This window comes from Brevundimonas bacteroides DSM 4726 (assembly GCF_000701445.1).
Taxonomy (GTDB): domain Bacteria; phylum Pseudomonadota; class Alphaproteobacteria; order Caulobacterales; family Caulobacteraceae; genus Brevundimonas; species Brevundimonas bacteroides.
Genome location: NZ_JNIX01000007.1, coordinates 158,166 through 173,586 on the forward strand (window position 1 = coordinate 158,166; position 15,421 = coordinate 173,586).

12 protein-coding genes are annotated in these 15,421 nt (G+C 69.3%); 5 read left to right on the plus strand and 7 right to left on the minus strand.

What is annotated here, in order from left to right:
• Positions 1-6: 6 nt before the first annotated feature.
• The gene (cydB, locus tag Q333_RS0103025; RefSeq protein ID WP_029415269.1) at positions 7-1,155 is read right to left on the minus strand and encodes a cytochrome d ubiquinol oxidase subunit II; all 1,149 of its coding nucleotides are present in this window, start codon (positions 1,153-1,155) and stop codon (positions 7-9) included.
• A 22-nt stretch (positions 1,156-1,177) separates the two neighbouring features.
• A complete protein-coding gene (locus Q333_RS0103030) occupies positions 1,178-2,767 on the minus strand; it encodes a cytochrome ubiquinol oxidase subunit I (RefSeq protein ID WP_035293731.1) in 1,590 nt (529 codons plus the stop codon).
• Between the two features lie 122 nt (positions 2,768-2,889).
• On the opposite strand from Q333_RS0103030, the gene cydD reads away from it, so the two are divergent.
• Both cydD and Q333_RS0103040 read left to right on the plus strand, forming a co-directional pair.
• Positions 2,890-4,509, plus strand: a complete 1,620-nt coding sequence (gene cydD / locus Q333_RS0103035) for a thiol reductant ABC exporter subunit CydD (RefSeq protein ID WP_029415271.1) — start codon at positions 2,890-2,892, stop codon at positions 4,507-4,509.
• 8 nt (positions 4,510-4,517) lie between these two features.
• Positions 4,518-6,107, plus strand: a complete 1,590-nt coding sequence (locus Q333_RS0103040; RefSeq protein WP_029415272.1) for an amino acid ABC transporter ATP-binding/permease protein — start codon at positions 4,518-4,520, stop codon at positions 6,105-6,107.
• Here the strand turns inward: Q333_RS0103040 and Q333_RS0103045 are convergent.
• On the minus strand, positions 6,104-6,841 hold the full coding sequence (locus Q333_RS0103045; RefSeq protein WP_029415273.1) for a Crp/Fnr family transcriptional regulator: 738 nt from the start codon (positions 6,839-6,841) through the stop codon (positions 6,104-6,106). The two genes, Q333_RS0103040 and Q333_RS0103045, sit on opposite strands and share 4 nt — an antisense overlap.
• A gap of 57 nt (positions 6,842-6,898) precedes the next feature.
• Here Q333_RS0103045 and Q333_RS0103050 point away from each other — a divergent pair, with 57 nt between their 5' ends.
• On the plus strand, positions 6,899-7,360 hold the full coding sequence (locus tag Q333_RS0103050) for a hypothetical protein (protein WP_029415274.1): 462 nt from the start codon (positions 6,899-6,901) through the stop codon (positions 7,358-7,360).
• Between the two features lie 180 nt (positions 7,361-7,540).
• Here the strand turns inward: Q333_RS0103050 and Q333_RS0103060 are convergent, their stop codons facing one another.
• Together Q333_RS0103060 and Q333_RS0103065 are read right to left on the minus strand one after the other, a co-directional pair.
• Entirely contained in the window at positions 7,541-7,903 is a 363-nt protein-coding gene (locus Q333_RS0103060) for a c-type cytochrome (RefSeq protein ID WP_029415275.1), read from the minus strand.
• Between the two features lie 16 nt (positions 7,904-7,919).
• Complete coding sequence (locus Q333_RS0103065) at positions 7,920-8,753, minus strand: universal stress protein (protein ID WP_051651084.1); 834 nt, start codon at positions 8,751-8,753, stop codon at positions 7,920-7,922.
• Between the two features lie 364 nt (positions 8,754-9,117).
• Between Q333_RS0103065 and murG the strand changes: the two genes are divergently transcribed.
• Positions 9,118-10,200, plus strand: coding sequence for an undecaprenyldiphospho-muramoylpentapeptide beta-N-acetylglucosaminyltransferase (gene murG, locus Q333_RS0103070; protein ID WP_029415277.1), 1,083 nt, complete (start codon positions 9,118-9,120; stop codon positions 10,198-10,200).
• A gap of 66 nt (positions 10,201-10,266) precedes the next feature.
• On the plus strand, positions 10,267-11,406 hold the full coding sequence (locus Q333_RS0103075; RefSeq protein ID WP_029415278.1) for a mechanosensitive ion channel family protein: 1,140 nt from the start codon (positions 10,267-10,269) through the stop codon (positions 11,404-11,406).
• On the opposite strand, the gene Q333_RS0103080 is transcribed toward Q333_RS0103075, so the two are convergent.
• Both Q333_RS0103080 and Q333_RS0103085 read right to left on the minus strand, forming a co-directional pair.
• Positions 11,366-14,803 carry an AAA family ATPase gene (locus Q333_RS0103080; RefSeq protein WP_029415279.1) on the minus strand — a complete coding sequence of 1,146 codons (3,438 nt, stop codon included), beginning with the start codon at positions 14,801-14,803 and terminating at the stop codon, positions 11,366-11,368. The genes Q333_RS0103075 and Q333_RS0103080 overlap by 41 nt on opposite strands.
• Before the next feature lie 7 nt (positions 14,804-14,810).
• Positions 14,811-15,419 (minus strand): thioredoxin domain-containing protein, encoded by a 609-nt coding sequence (locus tag Q333_RS0103085; protein ID WP_051651085.1) that lies wholly within the window; start codon positions 15,417-15,419, stop codon positions 14,811-14,813.
• Positions 15,420-15,421: the final 2 nt, after the last annotated feature.

Here is a 15,421-nt window from a genome sequence, read left to right on the forward strand (position 1 = left end):
CGGGGCTCAGTACAGGTCGGGATTGGTGGTCAGCGCCGCCGTCGAGGTGCGGCCCCACAGCACCCGGTAGACCCAGGCGGTGTAGGCCAGCACGATCGGCAGGAAGACGATGGTGCAGACCAGCATGATGAACAGGGTCGTGTGGCTGGAGGAGGCGTTCCACACCGTCAGGCTGGAGGCCGGATCGATCGAGCTGGGCAGGATGAAGGGGAACATCGACACCCCGACCGTCGAGATGATCCCGACCGCCGAAAGGGAGGAACCGGCCAAGGCCACAGGATGCCCCCTGCCCATCAGCCCGACTAGAGCGAGCAGCGCTCCGGCGAAGCCGAGGACCGGCGCGATCAGCAGCCAGGGATAGGTGGCGTAGTTGTTCAACCAGGCTCCGGAGGACGCCTCGGCGGTCATTCGCAAGGGATTGGAAGAACCGGCCATGTCGGCCACGCCGGTAAGCTGATAGCCCAACTCGCCCCAGGCGACGTAGGCCCCGCCCGCGGCGAACAGCACAAGGCTGAGGAGTGCGGCGATCGTTCCGAAACGGCGGGCGCGATCATGAACCGGGCCCCGCTCGACCTTGACCCCGAGCCAGGCGGCCCCGTGCAGGACCAGCATAGCCACCGAAAGCAGGCCGCAGATCAGGCTGAACGGCGTGAACAGGCCCAGCAACGTGCCTTCGTAGGTGGTCCGCAAGTCGGTGTCGAAGCGGAAGGGCGCGCCCAGAAGCACGTTGCCGACCGCAACGCCGAATACGAGGGCGGGAACGAAACCGCCCACGAACAGCGCCCAGTCCCAGGCCGAACGCCAGCGTGGATCGGGTCGCTTCGAACGGTACTTGAAGGCCACGGGCCGCAGGATCAGCGCCGACAGAACCAGGAACATCGCCAGATAGAAGCCGGAGAAGCTGACGGCGTAGACCAGGGGCCAGGCGGCGAAGATGGCCCCGCCGCCCAGGACGAACCACACCTGGTTGCCTTCCCAGGTCGGGCCGACGGTATTGATGGCCAGGCGGCGTTCGACGTCGGTTCGGGCCACGAAGGGGAGCAGTGCTCCCACGCCGAGATCGAAGCCGTCGGTCAGGGCAAAGCCGATCAGCAGCACGCCCAGAAGGCCCCACCAGATCAGGCGAAGCGTTGGATAGTCGAGAGGCAGGTCCATGTCCGGATTTCCTTCGGATGGCTCAGGCGACGGCGGGCTGGACGCCCGTCGGGCGGGGTTTGGGCGCGCCGGGAGCAGGGCGGTCGGCGAACTCTTGCTGTTCGGCGAAGGGGCCGCGCTTGATCGTCTTCAGGATCAGGCCGACCTCGATGACGGCCAGGGCGCCGTACAGGGCGGTGAAGCCGATGATCGTCGCCCAAAGCTGGGGCGCGGTCAGGCTGGAGGCCCCGAGGAAGGTTGGAAGCACGCCCTCCACCGACCACGGCTGGCGACCAACCTCCGCCACGATCCATCCAAGCTCCGCGGCGATCCACGGGAGGGGCATGACCAATAGCGCGACCCACAGGAACCAGCGGGTCTCATGCTTGCGCAGCGTCGACAGGATGAAGGCGGTCGCGAACAAGGCGATCATCAGGAAGCCGACGCCCGCCATGATCCGGAACGTCCAGAACATGACCGGGACGTTGGGCACCGTGCTCCAGGCCGCCAGACGGATCTGCTCGGGCGTGGCCAGGCGCGGATCGGCGACGTACTGTTTCAGCAGCAGGCCATAGCCGAGGTCGCGGCGGTGGGCCTCGAACGTTCCGCGGTTCACGGCATCGACCGGATCGGCCTTGACCTTCTCCAGGGCGTCATAGGCGATGACGCCGGACTCGATGCGGTCCTCCGCGACGGCGACCAGCTCCAGGATTCCCTCGACCTGACCGTCCAGGCTGCGGGTCGAGATCAGGCCCAGCACCCACGGAATCTGGACCGCATAGTCGGTCCGGCGCGCCTCAAGATTTGGGAAGCCGATCGCCGTCAGGGCGGCGGGGGTTTCTTCCGTCCGCCACATGGCCTCGATGGCGGCGAGCTTCATTTTCTGGTTGTCCGTCAGGGCATAGCCGCTCTCGTCGCCCAGCACGACGACCGACAGGGCGCTGGCCAGGCCGAAGGCGGCCGCGACCGTCATGGACCGCTTGGCGAAGGCCCGATGACGACCCCTCAGCAGATAAAAGGCCGACACGCCCAGCACGAAGGCGGAGGCGATGACGTAGCCGGCGCTGACGGTATGGACGAACTTGGCCTGGGCGACCGGGTTGAAGATCACGGCCATGAAGTCCGTCACCTCCATGCGCATGGTGTCCGGATTGAAGGCGGCGCCGACCGGATTCTGCATCCAGCCATTGGCGATCAGGATCCAGAGCGCCGACAGATTGGTGCCCAGCGCCACCATGAAGGTCACGAACAGGTGACCGACGCGGCTGAGCTTGTCCCATCCGAAGAACATCAGGCCGACGAAGGTCGCCTCGAGGAAGAAGGCCATCAGGCCTTCGATGGCCAGCGGAGCCCCGAAGATGTCGCCGACGTACTGGCTGTAGTAAGCCCAGTTCATCCCGAACTGGAACTCCATGGTGATGCCGGTCGCCACGCCGAGCACGAAGTTGATGCCGAACAGCGTGGCCCAGAACCGGGTGATCGTTCGCCAGATCGGTCGACGGGTCATCACATAGATCGACTCCATGATGACCAGCAGGAACGACAGCCCCAGCGTCAGGGGCACGAACAGAAAGTGGTAGAGGGCTGTCAGTGCGAACTGCAGCCGGGATAGGTCGACGACCGCCAGGTCGATCATGGCGAGGGACTCCGCTGTGTCGGCCCCTGTGACCGACGTCTCGCCCTAGGCCCGGCGCCGGGCCTGCCGCCTTGATCTCGATCAAAGCGTGAGAGGGTTCCCGCGTGCTCCGTCGGCGCATGACCCTCGCCGCCCTCGACGACCCGCGATCGACCTTTTCCGCAGCCATATGGCTGAAGGCGCAAGCGAGGCCGTTCGCCCATGACACGCGAAATGCGATTGCATTGACGGTGCTGGACGTCGTTCTGGCGATTGGTTTCGCTGGGGGGCTGGCGTTGGCCATCCCGGTTCTGGCGCAAGGTCTGGTCGGCGCAGCGCCAGGACTGGCTCTGGCGTTCGTCAGCCTCGTTGCGCGCGGCGGTCTCGCTCTGATGGCAGCCAAGGCCGGGGCCCGGGCCGGCCAGCGGATGAAGTCGTCGGTCCGACGCATGATCGTCTCAGGCTTGTTCACCGCCGCCCCGGGCTCGGCGAGCGGGCTCACGCCGTGCGTCGAGGGGGTGGAGACGCTGGACGGCTACGTCTCCCGCTTCGTCACGGCGAAGGCGGCTGCGAGCGTCGCGCCCCTGATCGCCATCGCCGCCTGCGCCCTGGCGAGCCCGATCTCCGCGGCGATCCTGCTGGCGACCCTGGTTCCGTTCAGCGTGGGCATGGCCTTGGCGGGAATGGCGGCCGGTGAGGAGAGTCGGCGTCAGTTCTCCGCTTTGGATCGGCTGGCCTCCCGGTACCTCGATCGCGTGCGCGCACTGCCGGTCATCCTCGCTTTTCAGGCCGAGACGTCGACCGAGACGGCCCTTGCGCAGGATAGCGAGCGACTGGCGCAGAAGACGTCCGGCGTCCTGCGCGTGGCCTTTCTGTCATCGGCTATCATGGAGTTTTTCGTGGCCCTGTCAGTCGCCCTCGTCGCCGTTTACTGCGGTTTCGCGCTGCTCGGCCTGCTGCCGTTCTCCGTGCCGGAAACGCTGGATCTGCCGCGCGCTCTCTTCGTGCTGGCGATGGCGCCGGAGGTCTATGCGCCCATCCGTCGTTTGGCGGCCGCCTACCATGAGCGCCAGGCCGCCGAAGCCGCCGCCCCAGCCCTGGCCGCCCTCGCGAACGGCGTCCCGCCTCCCGCGCGCAGCCAGCTCGTAGCCGCTCCCACCCTTCGGTTCGACGCCGTCGAAGTGCGATATCCGAACGGAGAGATCGCGGTCCGTGATTTCAGCTTGACCGTCGCGCCGGGAGAGACCGTGGCGCTTCTGGGCGCCAGCGGCGCGGGGAAAACCAGTGTGTTGCATCTTCTGCTCGGCCTTGCGCCGCTGACGGCAGGTCAGGTGCGGGTCGATGGTCGCCCCGTCGCAGACGATGGCGGCATGGGCGGCACCGTGGCATGGGCGGGCCAGCATCCCTTTGTTTCGCCTGGCTCGCTTGGACACAATATCGCTCTGGTCCGACCGGGATCGACGCAGCGCGAGGTCATGGCCGCAGCAGCCCAGGCTGGGCTGTTTGGTGATATCGAGCGGCCCATTGACGAGCGTGGCGGTGGTCTGTCTGGCGGAGAACGTCGCCGGCTCGGACTCGCCCGTGCCCTGTTGTCCAACGCGCCCCTTGTTCTGCTCGACGAACCCACGGCCAATCTCGATGCCGCGTCCGAAGCGGCTCTGTTGCCCATGCTCCGGAACTTGATGCGCGGCCGCACTGCCCTGATCGCCACCCACTCCGATCGCGTGGCGGCCCTGGCCGATCGGATCGTACGCCTGTGAGCCAGACCATGACGCCCTTCGAACATCTTCTTTCGGACCAGATGGGCGCACAGCGACCACGTCTGGCATTGGCTGCCGTCGCTGGCGTCGGCGTCGGTGCGGCGGCGGTCATCCTTCTGGCGCTGTCAGGCTGGTTCATCACGGGCGCCGCGCTGGCGGGCGCAGCGGGACTGGCGGCGGCCCATGCCTTCAACGTTCTCTTGCCTAGCGCCGTGATTCGACTTCTGGCGATTGTGCGCACAGCGGCTCGCTATGGAGAGCGAGTGTCCAGTCACGATGCCGCGCTTCATGCCTTGGCGGGCCTCAGACCCCAACTGTTCAGAGGTCTTGCGTCCGGGCCGCCGGCGCGCGTCCTGGGTCTGGGCGGCGGCGAAGCGGCCTCGCGGTTCATCCAGGACGTCGATGCGCTCCAGACCCTGTTCATCCGCCGTTCGGCGCCGTGGATGGCCGGGGCCGGCGCCGTGGCCGGCGTTGCTCTTGGCGCCCTGGCGAGCCCCTGGGCCGCCGGCGTCATCCTGATGGGCGTGGCTGCGAGCTTGGCGGCGTCCCACCGGCTGTCCGGCACGCTCGGTCCGGCGGGTCGTCAGCGTCTTGCGGCCATGAGCGGGTTTCAGAATCGGCTTGCCGCTCATCAGGCCTCGGCCGCCGAGTTCCGCGCCTATGGCCTCGAAGCCTGGGCGGTGGCTGATGTGATGCGCCGAGCCGAACGCCACGACGCCCTCAAAGCGACGGTAGACATCGCGCCGGCTCGACAGGGATTGGTGCAGATGACCGTCACCGGCGCGGTCGTCATCGGGGTGGCGTTCTCGGTCCAAGGCGTCGAACTTCCGCTTGCCGCGCTCGCCGTCCTTGCGGCGGTGATGGGCCTCGAGGCGGTGGGCAGCCTGACGCTAGCGGCGCGTGACCGGGGCGCAGCGGAAGCCGCGCGCGTCCGGCTCTCACCGTGGATTGTCGAAGAGACGCAGCTTGGCGCGAGCCTCGGGTCCGATCGTCCCCTGCCCGCCTGGGACGGCCCCGACCTCAGCCGGGAAGCCCGGCTCGGGATCACCGGTCCCTCCGGCGGCGGCAAGACAACAGCGATCGAACGTCTGATGGGTCTGCGCGGTGCGGCCCAAGCCAACGCCGGCCTTCGGAGCCGCTTTGCCTATGCGGCCCAGCATGTGATGCTTCTGGACGGCACGGTGCGGGAAAACCTGAGGCTCGCAGCCCCGGACGCGGACGATGAGACGCTGTGGCGCGCCCTTGAGGACGCTGACCTATCGGACCGTATCCGAGCCGCGCCACAGGAACTGGACACGTCGGTCGGCCAAGACGGCATGCGGTTAAGCGGCGGCGAGCGGCGGCGGCTGACTCTGGCTCGGGCGTATCTGCGCGATGCGCCCTGGCTGGTGCTCGACGAGCCGACGGAAGGGCTGGACGCCGGGACCGAACGGCGCGTGGTCGAGCGTCTGGCCGCTCGGCTGGACCGGACCGGTCAGGGATTGATCCTGGTCAGCCATCGGCCCGAGCCCTTATCGATCTGCGAGCGCTGGTGGACCATCGGCGCGGTCGCTGCCACGATCATCCCGACCCGGGAGCGGCGATTGCTGCGCGCCTAGGCCTCGCCATCCGCGAGAGCCGACAGGCGACCGGGTCGTTCGATGGTCAGTTCATTCGGTGACAGCAGGCGGATGATATTTTCCGTCTTGAGCCGGGTCATGACACGGCTGACCGTCTCGATGGTCAGCCCGAGATAGTCGGCGATCTCTCCGCGAGTCATTGGCAGGCGAACAATCCCTTCTTGTGACGGCCGCATGCGATCCGCGGTCGTTAGGTCCCGCAGGAAGGAGGCGACGCGCTCCAGCGCCGTCTTGCGCCCGAGCAGCAGCATCTGGGCCTGGGCGGCCGCCAGCTCATGATTGGCGCGCTCCAGCAACATGGCTTCCAGCGCCGGGGTGTCCTGGATCAGGGCCCGATACTCGGACTTGCGAAAGCGGCAGGCCGAGCCGGGCTCCATGGCCTCGGCAGAGAAAGCATAGCGCTCGCCGGTGGCCAGACCCAGGAAATCGCCAGCGTAAAGGAACCCCGTGATCTGGCGCCGTCCATCGGGCAGCAGCTTATAGACCCGCACTGAGCCGCTCGTGACGTTGAAGACGTGTCGCGCCAAATCACCTTCGCGGAGCAGAACGTCTCCCGAGCTGAGGGGCAGGCGTTCGGCCAAGGCGTCGAGCCGGGCCAGTTCGCGCTCGTCCAGACTGGCGCAGACGCTGTAGGCCCGCGCCCCGCAGCGGTCGCAGGCCTCGGTCCGCCGTCTCGCGGCGCACCCGTCGGGCAGGGACTTCAGTTCCAGCATTCGTGGGGGCGACCTCCGGGGACAGGATAGGCTCGCACCGGCGGCATCGCCAAGTGTTTGATCGAGATCAAGGCGGCCTTGAACCGGGCGGTGCATCTGGGGCCCATGGCGGACCTTCGGATCACCCCCCTCGCCGATGCCGACGCCGACGCGGCGCTGGTCCTCGCGCGCCTGGACGACCCTTCGATCGCCGCTGAGGCCTGGCGGCGGGATATCCTCTCCCGAGCCGATGAAACGATCATGGTGGCGCGGCGCGGCAGCGGTCCGCTCATCGGTCTGGCCCGGTATCGCCTCGAGAAGACGAGCGCCGCGAGAACGGTGTTTCACCTGGTTCAGTTGATCGCCGTCGACATGCTGCGGCCGGCCTCCGTCGCCACCGCCCTCATGAACGAGATGCTTTGGCGCGCGCGCGAGCACCGCTGCACGAGCTTTCGCGTGGAGACCGCTCTGCCTCAGGGAGCCGAGCCCATGGCGCTGGCATTGGCGGCCGGCGTCTGCCGTCTGCACAGCCTGTTCTGAGCTTTGATCTCCATCAATGCGCCGGCTGGTGCGGCGCGGTTGTGTGGCCCCGCACAATAGGAGCTCTCACATGCCCGCCGAAGCCGTCCCCGTCATCGCCGTCGTCGTCGCTGTCTTCGCCACCTTCATGGTGGTGGTCGGAGGCGTATCGATCTGGACCAATCTCGGCGACGGACGCGATCAGGGCTGACGCCCGCCGTCGCCCGATGGCAGGCTTTCCAGATAAGCCACGATGTCGGCCGTCTCCTCGGCCGAGAATGCAAACTCGGGCATGGCGGGATGGGCAGTCACGATGCCCTCGGCCAGCGCCTCTTGCAGATCCCGGACGGGATAGCGCTCCCCCAGGGTGCGAAACGGCGGGGCTCCCCGGCGGGGACTTTCCTCCAGCGGCCCGACGGCGTGGCAGCTGGCGCAGTGGCTGGTCACCAGGCGCTCGCCGCGACGGATCGAGGGCGCTCTCTCGCTCTCCTGCGGCGCGATGGCGGCGAGGCTGATCATGCCGGCGATCCCGGCGGCGACGGCGGCGTGAATACGAAACGACATGGGGTCTCCTTTGATCTCAGTGCGACAGCAACAAGCAGACGGAGCTTTCCCGCATCAGGTCTCGGGTGACGCCCCCCAGCATCCATTCCTGAAGTCGGGGGTGCCCGTAGCCACCTGCCACAATGAGCCCGCAGCCGCGCGACGCGGCCTCCTGGAGGAGATGCAGACCGACCGTGTCATGCATGAGCCGGTCCTGGACCACGCCAGCGGCCACACCATGGCGCGCCAGGTATTCAGGCAGTTCGGCCAATTCTTCGTCCAACGACTGCCGGTCCTCATCGCCTGAGCAAATGGCGGCGATGGTCACCCCTCGCGACAACCGCAGCAGCGGAAGGGCGGCGCTCACCGCGCGGCGCGCTTCTTTGCCATCCCGCCAGGCAATGAGCGCATGTTCCCCCACGGGGCTACGCGGCACGGTCGGCGGCACCATCAGAACCGGACGCCCCGAGGCGATCAGTACCTCGGCGGGGTCCGGGGCCTGGTAGGGTGCCCGGCTGTTCCGGCAACCTAGAACGACCAGATCGGCGAACCGGGCCTGACGGATACAAAAGGCTGTCGGGTCGCCGTGGGCAGAAATCCAGCGGGAGATGATATCCGGTCCCGTCAGGTGAAGGGCAAAAGCGCTATGGGCCTGCATGAGGTCCACCTCGGTAGCCTCCCTGTAGGCGACCAGCAGATCCGCTGAAGACCCGCCGCTGAACTCCACCCCGAAGGCCGGCGGTGGGGGACTGGCGGCCGCGATGCCGATGACCGCGGCCCGGGTGGCAAGGGCGATATCCCTGCAGATTTCCAGGCGCGTCTGGACCGCGTCGTCCGCGTCCACTGCGATCGCAATCTGGGCGTAGGTCATCGCATCCTCCGTTTGGCTCAGAGGACGCTGCCCCGTCGGACCCCGCATTGATCAGGATCAACGATGCAAGACTTCGACTTGGGTCCAACAGCGCCAGGCGACGTCAGTGGATGGCCGCGTCATGGGTGAACCGGAATGTGGTCACGGCGCTACCCGCGAACAGCCGCGCTGCCAGGTGCCCAGGCACCTAGACCAACGAGGAAAGGAGCCCACCTTCGGAAGAACAATCTCCAGAGCGATCACAAAGGTCGCAAGCGATATGAGGGCAGCCAAGGTCAGTAGCGGCAAAAGCGCTCGCGTTGGCGCCGAGCGCGCCAACTACCAATAGGTTCCTTCGTCACGCGGCGTCGGCTATCTCCCTCCCATGAACAAACTCTGCGTCGTCGCCGCCGGAGGCACCGGGGGCCACATGTTCCCGGCCGAGGCGCTGGCCCGTGAGATGGCCGAGCGCGGCTGGGGCGTGGTGCTGGCCACCGACCGGCGCGGTGAGCAGTACGCCCATGCCTTCCCCGCCGAGGAACGGCTGGCGCTTGACGCTGCCACTGGCGCCGGCCCAATTGGCCTGGCGAAGGCAGGAGTGGCTATTTTGCGCGGCGTCGCCCAGGCCCGGGCCGCGTTCCGGCGGCTGGACGCCAAGGTCGTGGTCGGCTTCGGCGGCTATCCGTCGGCCCCGGCGCTGATCGCCGCCATCCTGCAGCGCCGACCGACGGTCATCCATGAGCAGAACGCCGTGCTGGGTCGGACCAACCGGATCCTTGCGCCCTACATCGGCGCGGTCGCTTCCTCCTTCCCGACCCTGGAGCAGGCCAGCCCTTCGGTGAAATCCCGTGCCCCGGTCGTCGGCGCCCCGGTCCGCGCGGACATCCGCGCCCTCTATGAGCGGGCATACGCAGCCCCTCACGACGGCCCTATCCACGTCCTCGTCACCGGCGGCAGCCAGGGCGCCCGCATTCTGTCCGAGACCACGCCCCGGGCGCTGGCCCAGCTCCCCGAAGCTATCCGCGTCCGCCTGAAGGTCCAGCAGCAGTCCCGGCCGGAGACGCTGGAGATCGCCCGCCAGATCTATCTCGACGCCGGCATCGACGCCGAGGTTGCCCCCTTTTTCCGCGATATGGCCAGTCGGCTGTCGGAGGCGCATCTGGTCATCGGTCGCGCTGGGGCTTCGACCTGCGCCGAGCTCGCGGTTGCCGCCATGCCGTCCGTGTTGATCCCGCTCAAGATCGCCACCGACGACCACCAGCGCCTGAACGCCAAGCTCCTGACTGACGTGTCCGCCGCCGAGGTGATCCTGGAGGACGACCTCACCGTCGACGTGCTGACGGACGCCATCGCCGGCGTGCTGTCCCGCCCCGACCGTCTCGCCGCCATGAGCGCCGCCGCCCGGTCCGTCGCCATTCCCGACGCGGCGCGCCGTCTGGCCGATCTGGCGGAGGCGGCTGCGGCCTAGGCTGTTCTCCGTCCCAGGCAGGGGAAGGAGACGAACCTTTGCCTTTCTGGCGCGTTTGAGCCGGTCATGCCCCCTGCAATCACCGAACTGACGCGCCAGATCATCGCGCTCTGGCGCCGCTTCGACTGGCTGCCGGAATTGGCGGTCGTCGGCCTCGTCATGGCCGTCTTCGTCGGCGCCGGCTGGTTGGCCCATCTCGTCATCTTCGCCCTCCTGCGCCGCCTCGTAAAAAACCGCGACCTGTTCTGGCGCGGCGTGGTCGAGCGGGCGCGCGCCAAGCTGCGCATCCTCATCATCCTGATCGCGGTGGGCTTCTCGGTGACCGTCTCGCCGCTCGACCCGGAGCCGTCCCAGACGGTGCGCGCGGTCATCCTGTTCCTGACCATCCTCGTGCTCGGCTGGATCGTCATGGGCGCGATCGAGATGTGGGCGGTCGTCTATCTCCGAAAGTTCAATCTGCAGAGCGAAGACAACCTCGCGGCGCGCAAGCATGTCACCCAGACCCGCATCCTGCAGCGAGCGGCCGTCATCATCATCGGCATGGTCACGGTCGCCCTGGCTCTGATGACGATCGGGGCGGTGCGTCAGTGGGGGATCTCGCTGCTGGCTTCGGCCGGTGTGGTCGGCATCGTCGCGGGCCTCGCGCTCCAGCCCTTCCTCAAGAACCTGGTCGCCGGCATCCAGATCGCCACGGCCCAGCCCATCCGCATCGACGACGCCGTGATCGTGGAAGGGGAGTGGGGTCAGGTCGAGGAGATCACCTCCACCTATGTCGTCGTCCGTCTGTGGGACTGGCGGCGCATGATCCTGCCGCTCAGCTACTTCATCGAGCAGCCCTTCCAGAACTGGACCCGCGAGACCGCTCGCCTGATCGGGACGGCGTTCCTGTATGTCGACTACGAGGCGCCGATGGACCGGCTCCGCGCCGAGCTGGAGCGCATCTGCCGCGAGAGCCCGCTGTGGGACGGAGACGTGGTCAGCCTTCAGGTCACCGAGATCACCGACCGCGTCGCCCAGGTCCGTTGCCTGGCCAGCGCCAGGAACGCCCCCACCGCCTTCGACCTCCGCTGTGAGATCCGCGAGAAGATGCTGGCCTTCATGCGCGATGAATGCCCTGAGGCGTTGCCGAGGGATCGGCTGGCGCTCGACCCCAACGCCGAGGCGATCACGCCACCAGCTTCTCCGCCTGCTTCAGGTCCACGCTGACCAGCTGGCTCACGCCCCGCTCGGGCATGGTCACCCCATACAGCCGGTCCATCCGGCTCATGGTCACCGGGTTGTGGGTGATTACGATGAAGCGGGTGTCCGTCCGGTTCCGCATCTCGTTCAGCATGCGGCAGAACCGGTCCACGTTGGCGTCGTCCAGCGGGGCGTCGACCTCGTCCAGCACGCAGACGGGCGCCGGATTGGCCAGGAAGACCGCGAAGATCAACGCCGCCGCCGTCAGGGCCTGCTCGCCGCCCGACATCAGGCTCATGACCGACAGCCGCTTGCCCGGCGGGCAGGCGTAGATCTCCAGCCCCGCCTCCAGCGGGTCGTCGGACTCGACCAGCTTCAGCTCCGCCTGGCCGCCGCCGAACAGGGCCTCGAACAGGCTCTTGAAGTTGTCGTTGATGACGTCGAAGGCGGCGGTCAGCCGTTCGCGGCCCTCGGCGTTCAGCTCGTCGATGCCGTCCCTCAGGCGGGCGATGGCGCCGGTCAGGTCCGACCGCTCCAGCCGCATGGTCTGCAGCCGTTCGCCGTATTCCTCGGCCTCGTCCTCGGCGCGCAGGTTGACCGGGCCCAGCTGCTCGCGCTCGCGCTCCAGGCCGTAGAGCAGGCTCTCGGCCCCGGCGGTGTCGGGTGGGCGGGCGATGGCGTCGTCTATCAGCTTCTGGCCGAGCTGTTCCGGCGACATCTGCGCCGTCTCGCGCACCTGGGCGTCCATTTCGGCGAGCCGATCGGCCGCGCTCTCGGCCCGCGCCGCCAAGCCCGCGCGGGCTTCACGGGCTTGCCCCGCCGCCGCGTCGGCCGCCCGGCTGGCGCGATCGGCATCGCCTGCTTCGCCCTCGGCGACCGCCAGAGCATCCGCCGCCGCCTTGCGCCGCGTCTCCGCCGCCGTCAGCCCGTCCATCAGCCTGGACCGCTGCGCCGCCAGGGCTTCCGGGGCACGCTCGGCCTCCGACAGCAGGGCGGTCGTCCGGCCCGCGTCCTTCTCCAGCGCAGTGATCCGAGCCGCGCTGTCCTTCGCGCGCCCGGCCCAACCGTCCCGTTCGCGGGTGATCGAGGCCAGTCGTTGCTCGCGCCCACTGCGTTCGCGGGCTTCCGCGTCCCGATCCGCCCGCGCCGCCGCCGAGGCCGCCCGCGCCGTCTCCGCCGCCGCCCGCGCCTCAGCCAGCTCGGCCTTCAGCGCGTCCAGCGTCTCGCCCGAGGCGCCGTCCGCCGCCGCCTCCGCCAGCGCCGCTTCGGCCGCCTCGCGCTCGTCGGACAGCCGCGTCAGGCTCTCGTCCAGCGCCTGGGCCCGGGCCTCGCGTCGGGCCTGTTCGCGGTCGAGCGCCTCGACCCGCTCGCGCGCGGTTGTCACCGCCTTGTCGGCGGCGAAGGGCTTCAGCCGCGCCGCCTTGACCGCTTCCTCCGCCGCCCGGAACGCTTCGGTCGCCGCCTTCAGCGCGCCCTGCGCGGCCTCCAGCGCGGGCTTGCCCGTATCGATCTCGACTTCCAGCTCCGACAGTCGCGTCCGCTGGGCCAGCCGCACGGCGGCCGGGCGCGGCGCCTCCGCCCGGCTGACGAAGCCGTCCCAGCGATAGAGGTCGCCCTCCTTCGTCACCAATCGCGCGCCGGGCGGCAAGGTCCTGGCCAGACCCGCCGCCGCCGCCCGATCCGCCACCCCGCACAGCGCCAGCCGCGCCGCCAGGGCCTCGGGCGCATCGACGACTTTCGCCAGCGGCTCCACGCCCTCCGGCCATACAGGGGAGGGCACCGCCGCCCCGCCCCAATAGGCCGCCGCCTTCGCATCCAGCGCCGCGTCCAGATCGTCGCCCAGCGCCGCCGCCAGCGCGGCCTCGTATCCCTTGGCCGCCGTGACCTTCTCCAGCGCCGGCGGATGATCCCGCCGCGTCGTGACCAGCAGCGACGCCAGTCCCCGCGCCTCGGTCTGCAACCGCCCAAGCCGGTCCTCGGCCGCCCGAGCCGCCGTGCGCGCCTCCTGCTCGGCCCGCGCCAGATCGCCCCGCCGCGTCTCCGCCGCCTCGACCTCGGCGCGTGCCTCGGCGAGGGTCACCGTCGCCGTCTCCAGCGCGGCCCTGGCGCCGGCCAGTTCCGGCGTCTCCACCGCGCCCAGCGCCTCGCGCTCGCGCCGCGCGGCCTCCAGCGCGCTCTCGGCCCGCGCCAGCCGCGCCTCGGCGTCGCGCCTGCGCGCCGTCTCCGCATTGGCCCTCGCCTCGACGGCGGCCAGCGTGCCCGCGACCCGCTCGACCTCCGCGTCCGCCGCCCGCCGCGCCTCCTCGGCCGAGGCCAGCGCTGCCTCCAGTTCGGGGCCCCGCGTTGGGGCCGCCGCGATCTCGGCCGACAGGGCGTCGATCTCCGCCTTCAGTCGCTCCAGCTGAACCCCCGCGTCCTCGGCCATCGCCGCCTCGCGCTCGGCGTCGGCGGCGATGCGGGCCTGTTCGGCCTTCAGCCGCTCGACCTCGGCCCGCGCCGCCTGCTCGGCCATGTCCAGCCGGTCGCGCTCCAGGGTCGCCCGATGCAACAGGGCCGCCGCGACCGCGTCCTCTTCTCGCGCCGGCTTCAGCGCCTCCTGGGCCCTCAGCGCCTCCGTCTGCGCTCGCGCCGCCGCCGCCGTCGCCTCGCCTACGGCCCGCTCTGCCTCGGCCAGCTCCTCGGCCGCCGCCTCCGCCGCCAGCCGCGCGTCGTTCCAGCGGACGTAGAGCAGGGCCGCCTGCAGAGCCCGGATCTCGGCCGAGATCTTCTTGTACTTCTCCGCCTGCCGCGCCTCGCGCTTCAGTCGCGCCAGCGAGGTCTCCAGCTCGCGCCCGATGTCGTCCAGCCGCTCCAGATTGGCCTCGGCGGCCTTCAGTCTCAGCTCGGCCTCGTGCCGACGCGTGTGCAGCCCGGCCACGCCGCCCGCCTCTTCCAGGATCCGTCGGCGGTTCTGGGGCTTGGCGGCGATCAGCTCGCTGATCTGCCCCTGCCGCACCAGCGCTGGAGAGTTCGCCCCGGTCGAGGCGTCGGCGAAGAGCAGCTGAACATCGCGCGCCCGCACCTCTTTGCCGTTGATGCGATAGGTCGAGCCCTGACCCCGGTCGATCCGGCGGCTGACCTCGATCACGGCCGCGTCGGTGAAGGGCTGGGGCGCGCGGCGGGCCGAGTTGTCGATCGTCAGCTGGACTTCGGCGTGGTTGCGGGGCGGCCGGTCCGAAGCGCCGGCGAAGATGACGTCGTCCATTCCCTGGCCGCGCATGGCCTTGGCCGAGTTGGCCCCCATGACCCAGCGCATTCCCTCCAGCACATTGGACTTGCCGCAGCCGTTGGGTCCGACGATCCCTGTCAGGCCGGGCTCGATGAAGACCTCGGCCGGATCGACGAAGGACTTGAACCCGACGAGCCGCAGCCGCTGGAACTGCATCCGTTCGTCAGCGCCCCGCCACCAAAGGCTGAATCGCGGCGGTCAGGCCCGCGAGCGAGCTGTCGTCCACCATCCGCCCGTTGACAAAGAAGGTGGGCGTGCCTTGAACGCCCGCGGCGTTCGCTCCAGCGATGCTCGAACGGATGCCATTCAGCGTCGCGGGATCGGCCAGACAGGCCTCAATCTGGGCCGACGTCCTGCCGCTCGCGGCGATCCCGGCGTCGAACCACGCCTCGACCGGCCCGCCGTCGAACAGGGCCTGTTGTCCGTTCATCAGCGCCGAGGCCACGTCATAGAAGCGTTCGGGCGCGGCGCATCGGGCGATGCCCGCGGCCTGTGCGGCGAGTTGCGCCGGTGGTGTGGGCAGGTCGCGCAGGACGAGCCGCACCTGCCCTGTATCCACGAACCGGGCCTTGAACGCCGGATAGACGCTGCGGTGCCAATCGCCACAGTGAGAACATGTAAACGAGGCGTACTCGATCACCGTCACCGGCGCATCGGCTCGGCCGAGCACCCGGTCCGCCGCCGTCAGCGGCGGTAGCGCAGCCTGCGCCGAGGCGACCGCAGGCGCCGCGACAAGCGCGACGGCCAGGAGCAGGGCGCGGAGGCCTGTCACTC

Excerpts from the sequence above, each read along its gene's own strand:
- cydB (WP_029415269.1), bottom strand. The coding sequence starts at position 1,155 with ATGGACCTGCCTCTCGACTATCCAACGCTTCGCCTGATCTGGTGGGGC.
- Q333_RS0103065 (WP_051651084.1), bottom strand. The coding sequence starts at position 8,753 with ATGACCTACGCCCAGATTGCGATCGCAGTGGACGCGGACGACGCGGTC.
- Q333_RS0103060 (WP_029415275.1), bottom strand. The coding sequence starts at position 7,903 with ATGTCGTTTCGTATTCACGCCGCCGTCGCCGCCGGGATCGCCGGCATG.
- murG (WP_029415277.1), top strand. The coding sequence starts at position 9,118 with ATGAACAAACTCTGCGTCGTCGCCGCCGGAGGCACCGGGGGCCACATG.
- Q333_RS0103045 (WP_029415273.1), bottom strand. The coding sequence starts at position 6,841 with ATGCTGGAACTGAAGTCCCTGCCCGACGGGTGCGCCGCGAGACGGCGG.
- Q333_RS0103075 (WP_029415278.1), top strand. The coding sequence starts at position 10,267 with ATGCCCCCTGCAATCACCGAACTGACGCGCCAGATCATCGCGCTCTGG.
- cydD (WP_029415271.1), top strand. The coding sequence starts at position 2,890 with ATGACCCTCGCCGCCCTCGACGACCCGCGATCGACCTTTTCCGCAGCC.
- Q333_RS0103080 (WP_029415279.1), bottom strand. The coding sequence starts at position 14,803 with ATGCAGTTCCAGCGGCTGCGGCTCGTCGGGTTCAAGTCCTTCGTCGAT.
- Q333_RS0103040 (WP_029415272.1), top strand. The coding sequence starts at position 4,518 with ATGACGCCCTTCGAACATCTTCTTTCGGACCAGATGGGCGCACAGCGA.